General features: G+C 63.3%; 7 protein-coding genes and 1 pseudogene. 5 read left to right on the forward strand and 3 right to left on the reverse strand.

The genetic code is table 11. From position 1 onward, the window contains the following. Window positions 1–289 (forward strand): annotated as a pseudogene (locus JNK99_RS00355) (ferredoxin-NAD reductase); the annotation flags it as partial. Between the two features lie 212 nt (window positions 290–501). Here the strand turns inward: JNK99_RS00355 and JNK99_RS00360 are convergent. Both JNK99_RS00360 and JNK99_RS00365 read right to left on the reverse strand, forming a co-directional pair. Beyond that, complete coding sequence (locus JNK99_RS00360) at window positions 502–1,086, reverse strand: TlpA disulfide reductase family protein (protein ID WP_291847012.1); 585 nt, start codon at window positions 1,084–1,086, stop codon at window positions 502–504. Then, window positions 1,083–2,432 (reverse strand): cbb3-type cytochrome c oxidase subunit I, encoded by a 1,350-nt coding sequence (locus tag JNK99_RS00365; protein WP_291847017.1) that lies wholly within the window; start codon window positions 2,430–2,432, stop codon window positions 1,083–1,085. The genes JNK99_RS00360 and JNK99_RS00365 overlap by 4 nt, the downstream gene beginning before the upstream one ends. A gap of 266 nt (window positions 2,433–2,698) precedes the next feature. Here JNK99_RS00365 and JNK99_RS00370 point away from each other — a divergent pair, with 266 nt between their 5' ends. Next, complete coding sequence (locus JNK99_RS00370) at window positions 2,699–2,893, forward strand: hypothetical protein (RefSeq protein WP_291847019.1); 195 nt, start codon at window positions 2,699–2,701, stop codon at window positions 2,891–2,893. A 109-nt stretch (window positions 2,894–3,002) separates the two neighbouring features. Here the strand turns inward: JNK99_RS00370 and JNK99_RS00375 are convergent, their stop codons facing one another. Beyond that, the gene (locus JNK99_RS00375; protein WP_291847022.1) at window positions 3,003–3,902 is read right to left on the reverse strand and encodes a DMT family transporter; all 900 of its coding nucleotides are present in this window, start codon (window positions 3,900–3,902) and stop codon (window positions 3,003–3,005) included. Between the two features lie 97 nt (window positions 3,903–3,999). Between JNK99_RS00375 and JNK99_RS00380 the strand changes: the two genes are divergently transcribed. The 3 genes from JNK99_RS00380 to JNK99_RS00390 all read left to right on the forward strand — a co-directional run bounded on the left by JNK99_RS00380 (window position 4,000) and on the right by JNK99_RS00390 (window position 6,385). Beyond that, the gene (locus JNK99_RS00380) at window positions 4,000–4,896 is read left to right on the forward strand and encodes a LysR family transcriptional regulator (protein ID WP_291847025.1); all 897 of its coding nucleotides are present in this window, start codon (window positions 4,000–4,002) and stop codon (window positions 4,894–4,896) included. Window positions 4,897–5,172: 276 nt separating this feature from the next. After that, entirely contained in the window at window positions 5,173–5,709 is a 537-nt protein-coding gene (locus tag JNK99_RS00385; RefSeq protein ID WP_291847027.1) for a hypothetical protein, read from the forward strand. A gap of 202 nt (window positions 5,710–5,911) precedes the next feature. After that, window positions 5,912–6,385 carry a hypothetical protein gene (locus JNK99_RS00390; RefSeq protein ID WP_291847030.1) on the forward strand — a complete coding sequence of 158 codons (474 nt, stop codon included), beginning with the start codon at window positions 5,912–5,914 and terminating at the stop codon, window positions 6,383–6,385. Window positions 6,386–6,862: the final 477 nt, after the last annotated feature.

The following is a 6,862-nucleotide window of genomic DNA, read 5'->3' on the forward strand; positions in this document are numbered from 1 at the left end:
GGAACTGCCCGCCCGCTGGGCACGCGAGCACGAGAACTTCCACTTCATTCCCGTTCTCTCGGAACCCACCCCGGAAGACAACTGGAGCGGACGCACGGGATTGGTACACGAAGCGATTCTCGCCGATTTCCCCGAACTCAAACAGCACGAGATCTACGCTTGCGGCTCGGTGCGCATGGTCGAAGCGATCTTTCCCTTCCTCAGGCAGCACGGCGCCGAAGACGGTGCCTGCTTCTCGGACGCCTTCAGCGTCTCGGCGCGCTCGCTGGCCTTTCAACCGCGGAAGTAAACAGGGAAACAGGCGCCAGCCGGCCGCGCCACGCCGGCAGTGACGATCACCAGGCAGGCGCCCGGGCCTGGCTCTCCCCAGCGCCCCTTCTGGACTTGGGTGGCGCGCGCTCTGCCGGACAACCCGCTGCGGCGGCTCGTTCTGCCACCGGACGCAGGCTCCCGCCGAGAGCGACCTGCTGCGATCTGGTCATTCCGACCGGAATCTCTGGCTCACTGCCCGGTCAGACGCCGCAGGATGGGCTCCAGAGTCACCTCGTCGAGCCGACCAAGGCGACTCTCCTCGAGCCGCCCGTCGCGGTCGATCACCAGCGTATACGGCAGGCCCCTGACCTGCAAGCCGGGCTGCTGCGGGCCGGCAGCATCGCCCACCAGCAACGGGTAAGCCACCGGCGTCCTGTTGACGAAAGCCCGCATGTTTGCCAGCTCGTCGATGCCGATGCCGACAAACTGCACCCCCTGCGCCGCATAGCGGATCTGCAGGCGGGAGAAGGCAGGCATCTCCTCGATGCACGGAGCGCACCAACTGGCCCAGTAATTGACCACCAGTACCTTGCCACGCCACTGGGCCATGGCCTGCGGGTGTCCGTCGAGATCGCGCAGCGTCAGTCCCATGAGCGCAGCCGCGGTCGCCTGCCTCTGCTCCGGAGGCAGTTGCTGTGCAGAGATCAGGCCGGGGGGCAGGCTGCCGGCCGGCAGACGGGTCTGCACGAACAGACGATAGCCCAGCCAGCCAACCGTCGTCAGCGTCGCCAGCGCTGCACCCAGAGCCAGCGCCAGAGCATGCTGCTGCTTCATTGTCCGCCGCGCCGCGACAGCGCCCTCAGACAGACGAGCACGAACATCAAGCCACCGATCACCGCGATCAGGCCACCCAGGCCCATCATGCCCATGCCGATCTTCTGCGGCAGCGTGGTCAGGAACTGGTCGGCACCGGCAACTTTGCGCTGCACGCCGTAGCCACCCGACCACGCCAGACCGAGCACGTGAATCAACTGTCCGGCGCCATAAACGTAGGGTTGCCAGACCGCCATCCGCCCTGCCGCACGGCCAAAGCCCAGCACCGGCAGAAGCACATAGGCCAGACCCATGAAGGCCAGCGTCACACCAACCGTCGAACCATGGTAATGCGCCGGAATGACCACATTGACGCCATGGATCAGGTAGCCCAGCACCCCACCGAGGGCAAAGAGGGTAAACGAGGAGACAAAGGCCGACTTCGCCGGATCCGTCGGCGCACCGCGCACCGCCCACAACGACCAAGCGCCGAGCAGGATCAATGGCGCCATGTACGGGTGCCCCCAGATCATCAGCTTGGCGAATAGCTCCATGTGCGGCAGCGAGCCCGCTGGCACGAGCAGGTAGATGCCCGGCACGGCAAGCAGCGGCAGCGCCGCAACCAGGAACATGATCGACAGCGCACGCGGCGAAGCGACCGGCGGCCTGCCGAGATAGGCGGCAATCCACAGCCAGGCGACGACCATCAGCAGCGCATGCTGAAACTGCAGCGTGTGTCCGCCACCCCAGAACAGTACCTCGTAGTAGATCTCGCCATCGACGCGGGGCACCATCGCCCACGACCAGAAGAAAGCGGCAAGTGCCAGGCAGGCAGCGCCGGCACCGACCAGAGCGCCCAGGCGCAGCGGTTCGCCGAGCAGGCGCCGAGGCCAGGTGGTGAGCAGCGCCCGCAGTACGGCAAGAGTCAGCCCGCCAGCAAAAATCCACAGGGAAGCAAAGAACAACGGCTGCTCAAGCACCGGAATGTAGTTGTTGAGAACCGGTCGGGCACCCGGAAAAAACGGCGAGATGGTCATCAGTCCGGTACCCAGAGCGGCCAGTCCGAAACCGCTCCAGCCCAGCCAGGCTAGGCCAGGGCCGCCAAGCGCGCACCAGATGACCACGGCAAAAGCCATGAACCAGACCGCCACCGAAAGGTCGACATGCACCACCAGCGCCGCACGAAAGAGATCCTTCAGCGGGAAAACATCCTGGATGCCAGGGGTCCTCGACAGTACGAGCAGCACGGCCAGCAGACCGGAACCGATCAGTGCCATCACCCCCAGCCACAACCAGGCGCGTGCCAGGCTGACCGGCGTTCCTGCGACCGGCACCGGCACCGCCGACGCCACTGAAGAACTCTCCACCAACCCTGAATCCACTGCCGCCTCACGTAAGGAAAAATCGCGTGAGTATACGGTGCGCAGGTGGCTGGCGCCAAGCTAACGAGAAGGCCCGCGCGCGGCAGGCACCGCGTGCTGTCGGCCACCGTTCGATCACACAATGAGAACCAGTTCCTCGCCTCGACCAAGGCAATGCACATAACCACCCTGTCCCGACGACATTTCACCGACGGAATCCCCGGACAAAGCACATTCTCCATCACCTTCCTCCTGAGCACGCAAGCCTCACCATGAAAAGCCGCGGCATCCTCTTCCTCATCGCCTTCGTCGCGATCTTCACCTCGCTCACCGGAAGGCTCCCGACAATCAACGACAGCAACTTCTCCCTTGTCGCGGTGAACGCTACGATTGTCGCCGGACTTCCGGCACTGCTCATCTGGGGTATTGCGCGGCTGATCGAGATCTTCAGGTCGCGTACCTTCTGAGCGCCCACTTGCGGCGCGTCAACGGATGTATACCCACGCTGCGGACACCCGCACGGTCGACGGTCAATGTCCCTGAGCGCGCTCAAGCTGCCCAAGCGACCGGCTGCTGCTACCTCCGGCTGACCAGCAGCACGCCAGCCAGCACCAGCCCGGCACCAGCGAGTTGCGCGGTCGAGATCGGCTCGCTGAGCAACCACCAGCCAAACAGGATGGTGAGCATCGGCCCCAGCGTACCGATCAACACCGCCTTGGCCGAACCGATGCGGCGAATCGCCGCCGACTGCATGAACACCGGCAACACCGTCGAGAAGACCGCCATCGCCAAACCATACGCATAGACCGGCCAGGGCTGCAGGAGGGCGGCCAGTGGCTGCGTCACGACAAAATGCACCTGCGTCGCCAGGGTCGAAACCAGCATGGCGAGTGCCGTGAAACGTGCTGCACCCAAACGCGCGATGGCCGGCCCGCTGCCTGCGAGGTAGAAGGCATAGGAGAGCGACGAGGCGAGCACGAAACTGGCACCAATTAGCACGCTGCCCGTATCGCCCACCACCTCGAGATCGTGGGCAAACGCCAAACCGATACCCGCGTAGGACAGCAGCAGGGCGGCAAGCTCGCGCCCGGTCAGTCGCTTGCCCATGAACAGCACACCGATGAGCAGGGTAAGCGTCGGGTAGGTAAACAAAATCAGCCGTTCCAGTCCGGCCGAGATGTACTGCAGACCGAGAAAGTCGAGAATGCTCGCCCCGTAGTAACCCAGCAAACCGAGGGTCGCCAGCATCAGCCAGTCCTGCCGGACCAGTGGCGGGGCTGAGCGACTGGCAACGAAGCCGACCCAGACGAACACGGGCAGCGAAAACACCATGCGTAAGGAGAGCAGCGTCACGGCATCGACCGCCGCCGCCGCATAAGCCAGCTTGACGAAGATCGCTTTGAACGAGAAGCCAAGTGCCGCGAGCACCGCGAGAGCGATGCCCAATCGTTCGGTGGACCATTCTTTCCAGGGCATGGCAGGGGACGAATTTCCAAAGAGCGAATGATGCCCATAGACAAGCGCTTGAACAATTGATAAATTTTCAAGCAAGCGTTCGTCCTGGACGAATTCAGTGCACTATGACCTGACCGATCTCCGCCTGTTCGTGGCCATCGCCGAGGCGCAGAACCTCACCAGGGGTGCCGAGCAGGCTCACTTGGCACCTTCGTCAGCCAGCCACCGCATGCGCCTGCTGGAAGACAGCCTCGGCACGCCACTGTTGCTGCGGCAGGCACGCGGGGTCACCCTCACCCGTGCCGGCGAAGTTCTCCTGCGCCACTCGCGACAGGTTCTCGCCCAGCTCGAACAGATGCACGCCGACCTCGCACCCTTCGCCTCCGGGGTGCATGGGCATGTCACGCTGTGGGCGAACACGCACGCCACGCACAGCTTTCTGCCCGATGACCTGGCCGAATTCCTGCGCCGCCACCCGCAGGTGAGCGTCACGCTGGCCGAACACACCAGCCCGGAGATCGTCACCGCCGTAGCGCGCGGCGAGATCGAGATCGGGGTCGTCGCCGGCAGCGCCCAGGGGGCCGAGGTGGTCATGCTGCCCTACCGCACCGATCGTCTGGTTCTGATCACTCCTTCGACGCACCCTCTGGCAAAAACGGCCAGAACGCGCTTCAGCGCGGTCCTTGACCACCCTTTCGTGATGCTGCACGCCGGATCGGCGATCCACACCTTCACGATGAACACCGCGGCCACCCTCGGCCGCCACATCAACGTGCGCATCCAGGTCAGGAGTTTCGAAGCGGTGTGCCGCATGGTCAGCGCCGGCGTTGGTATTGGCCTCGTCCCGCGCAGCGCCGTGCCCGGCAGCGCCACGGACGAGCACGAGCCACCAACCATGGTGGAACTGGACGAAGATTGGGCGCAACGTGATCTCCAGATCTGTGTGCGCAGAACCGAGAGCTTGTCCGGCTTCGCCGCAACGCTGGTCAGCACTCTGGTGGATCGCTCACGCTGACCCGTTTCCCGCGGGTATGCAGCATCCGCCTGTGCCAGCACCCGGTCAAGGCACGCCTGGGGGAAGGGCGCCCCCGGCTGACCAGGCATTCTGCTTCGCGTGGCTCACCATGAAAGGCTTCTCGCTACGCATCGCAACCCGCGCTGGCGCTTGCTTCCCGGCCGATGGAACACCCAAGTCGGCTGCCAAATGGGCTATGCTCTGCACCATTCGCCCATTCGAAGTCTTCGCCGCGCCAAGCCATCTGCCGTAATGAGTGGTCCAACGGATGGCCGCATGTTCGCGACCGTGACCTATCTCATCCGCCCGCAAAGGCAGCAACCGACCAAAGGAGAGACTCACATGTTCCTCTTTATCAGGTGTTTTTCGATCCTCGCCGCAATCGGCGGCGTGCTCGCCGCAAGCGGCTGTGATTCAAACTCGTACTACGACAACTCCTACGGCGATCGCTCCTACTATGACTCACGGTCATATGACCGTGACTCGGCCTACGATCGCGGATATCGCGATGGTGAGCGCTCGAGCTTCAACCGGCATGACAACGCGCGAGACTACCAACGAGGCTATGAACGCGGCCAGCGCGAGGCCAAGCGTGAGGACGCCCGCAGAGAGGAAACCAGACGCGATGAAGCAAGACGCGAAGAGGCGAGACGCGAGGCCAAGCGGGAGGCCAAAGAGCGTGAGCGAGACCGCGATGAATACCGCCATTCCCACGATTACCCGCGGCCAAGAGAAATCCCCTTGCCGAGCGATTACCGCCAGCCGGGCTATCCCAAACCGCCCCCAGGAACCTTCGGGGTGAACGACGGCTGAGTTTCCCCCCACCCGCAAACCTGCCGGCAAGCTCACGGCAGACCTTGGCGACACCAGGGCGACCGGCTTGTCCAACCGCCCCGGAGCCGACGCCGATGGACACTTCGCGGTGTCCAAAGAACGGGGAAGCGCAACAAACCCCTTGGACTATACTGATCCAGGAGACCGCTTCGACGGTCATTCTGATGAAAAGGGGAAGATCATGTTGAGACAAAAGATCATTGCGGCGCGGCATGTCTCCTTGGCAGCGGCGTTGATGATGACGTCCGGATGCTACGTGATACCGATCGCTGCTCCTGACGGTACGATCCGTTACGAGCACTACCCGCTACCGCCGGCAGGAACGCCCATCGTGCCCCCGCCCGGGGGCACGCCGGCAACCTTGTCGGTCAGGCTCTACCCGGCCAACGACCGCGCGACGCAGACCGGGATCATCAGCGGCAGCGTCACCAACATGATGACCGGCAAGGGTCGCTTCGTGGTCAACTACCTTGGCGAGGTACTGAACGGAGAGGCGACACGCGTCTCGAACGACGACAAGCGCGGCGTCGCCAGCGCCTTCAGTCCGGGGGGCATGTACATGTCTTGCGAATACCAGATGAACACCCCCTACCAGGGAGCGGGAACGTGTTCCTTTGCCAACGGATCGAAATACCAGATGCACATCGGCAACTGAACATCCGCCATGCGGCCCGACGGGATCGCGTTTACGGCCAACCGGCGTTCACGGTTGGCCATGATCGATCGGCTTTGTCCGGGCCGGCTCCCGGACACTCTGAGCACACGACCGGCACATCCTTTCCTGGATGCGCCCCGCTTCCGACCCCACGAAGCTTGCCTTGGGGCGGGGTATGATGGCCGATTGAGGTGTCGGGGTTTTTTACATTCACCCCCCGGACAAACCGATCACAAGAATATAAAAAATAATGATATCAAAAGGCACCTGTCGTTGGCACTATTTTTGCTTTTGGTTGGTCGGTTGCCCCTCACCTGAGCGGCAGCACGAATCGATCAACCTATTTTCCTCAGTTGAACCTCCCAGCATTGGTGCAAACTGAGCATTGATGAGGGTTTGGGGCCAAGAGGGAGGGTCACCCGATGGGTGAGATGGAGTTTGAGCGAAAGGCGCTGGTCAGAGCGGTTGATGGCGCCT

It is taken from the genome of Accumulibacter sp. (genome assembly GCF_016789985.1).
GTDB lineage: Bacteria > Pseudomonadota > Gammaproteobacteria > Burkholderiales > Rhodocyclaceae > Accumulibacter.

Excerpts from the sequence above, each read along its gene's own strand:
- JNK99_RS00360 (WP_291847012.1), bottom strand. The coding sequence starts at position 1,086 with ATGAAGCAGCAGCATGCTCTGGCGCTGGCTCTGGGTGCAGCGCTGGCG.
- JNK99_RS00370 (WP_291847019.1), top strand. The coding sequence starts at position 2,699 with ATGAAAAGCCGCGGCATCCTCTTCCTCATCGCCTTCGTCGCGATCTTC.
- JNK99_RS00375 (WP_291847022.1), bottom strand. The coding sequence starts at position 3,902 with ATGCCCTGGAAAGAATGGTCCACCGAACGATTGGGCATCGCTCTCGCG.
- JNK99_RS00385 (WP_291847027.1), top strand. The coding sequence starts at position 5,173 with ATGTTCGCGACCGTGACCTATCTCATCCGCCCGCAAAGGCAGCAACCG.
- JNK99_RS00390 (WP_291847030.1), top strand. The coding sequence starts at position 5,912 with ATGTTGAGACAAAAGATCATTGCGGCGCGGCATGTCTCCTTGGCAGCG.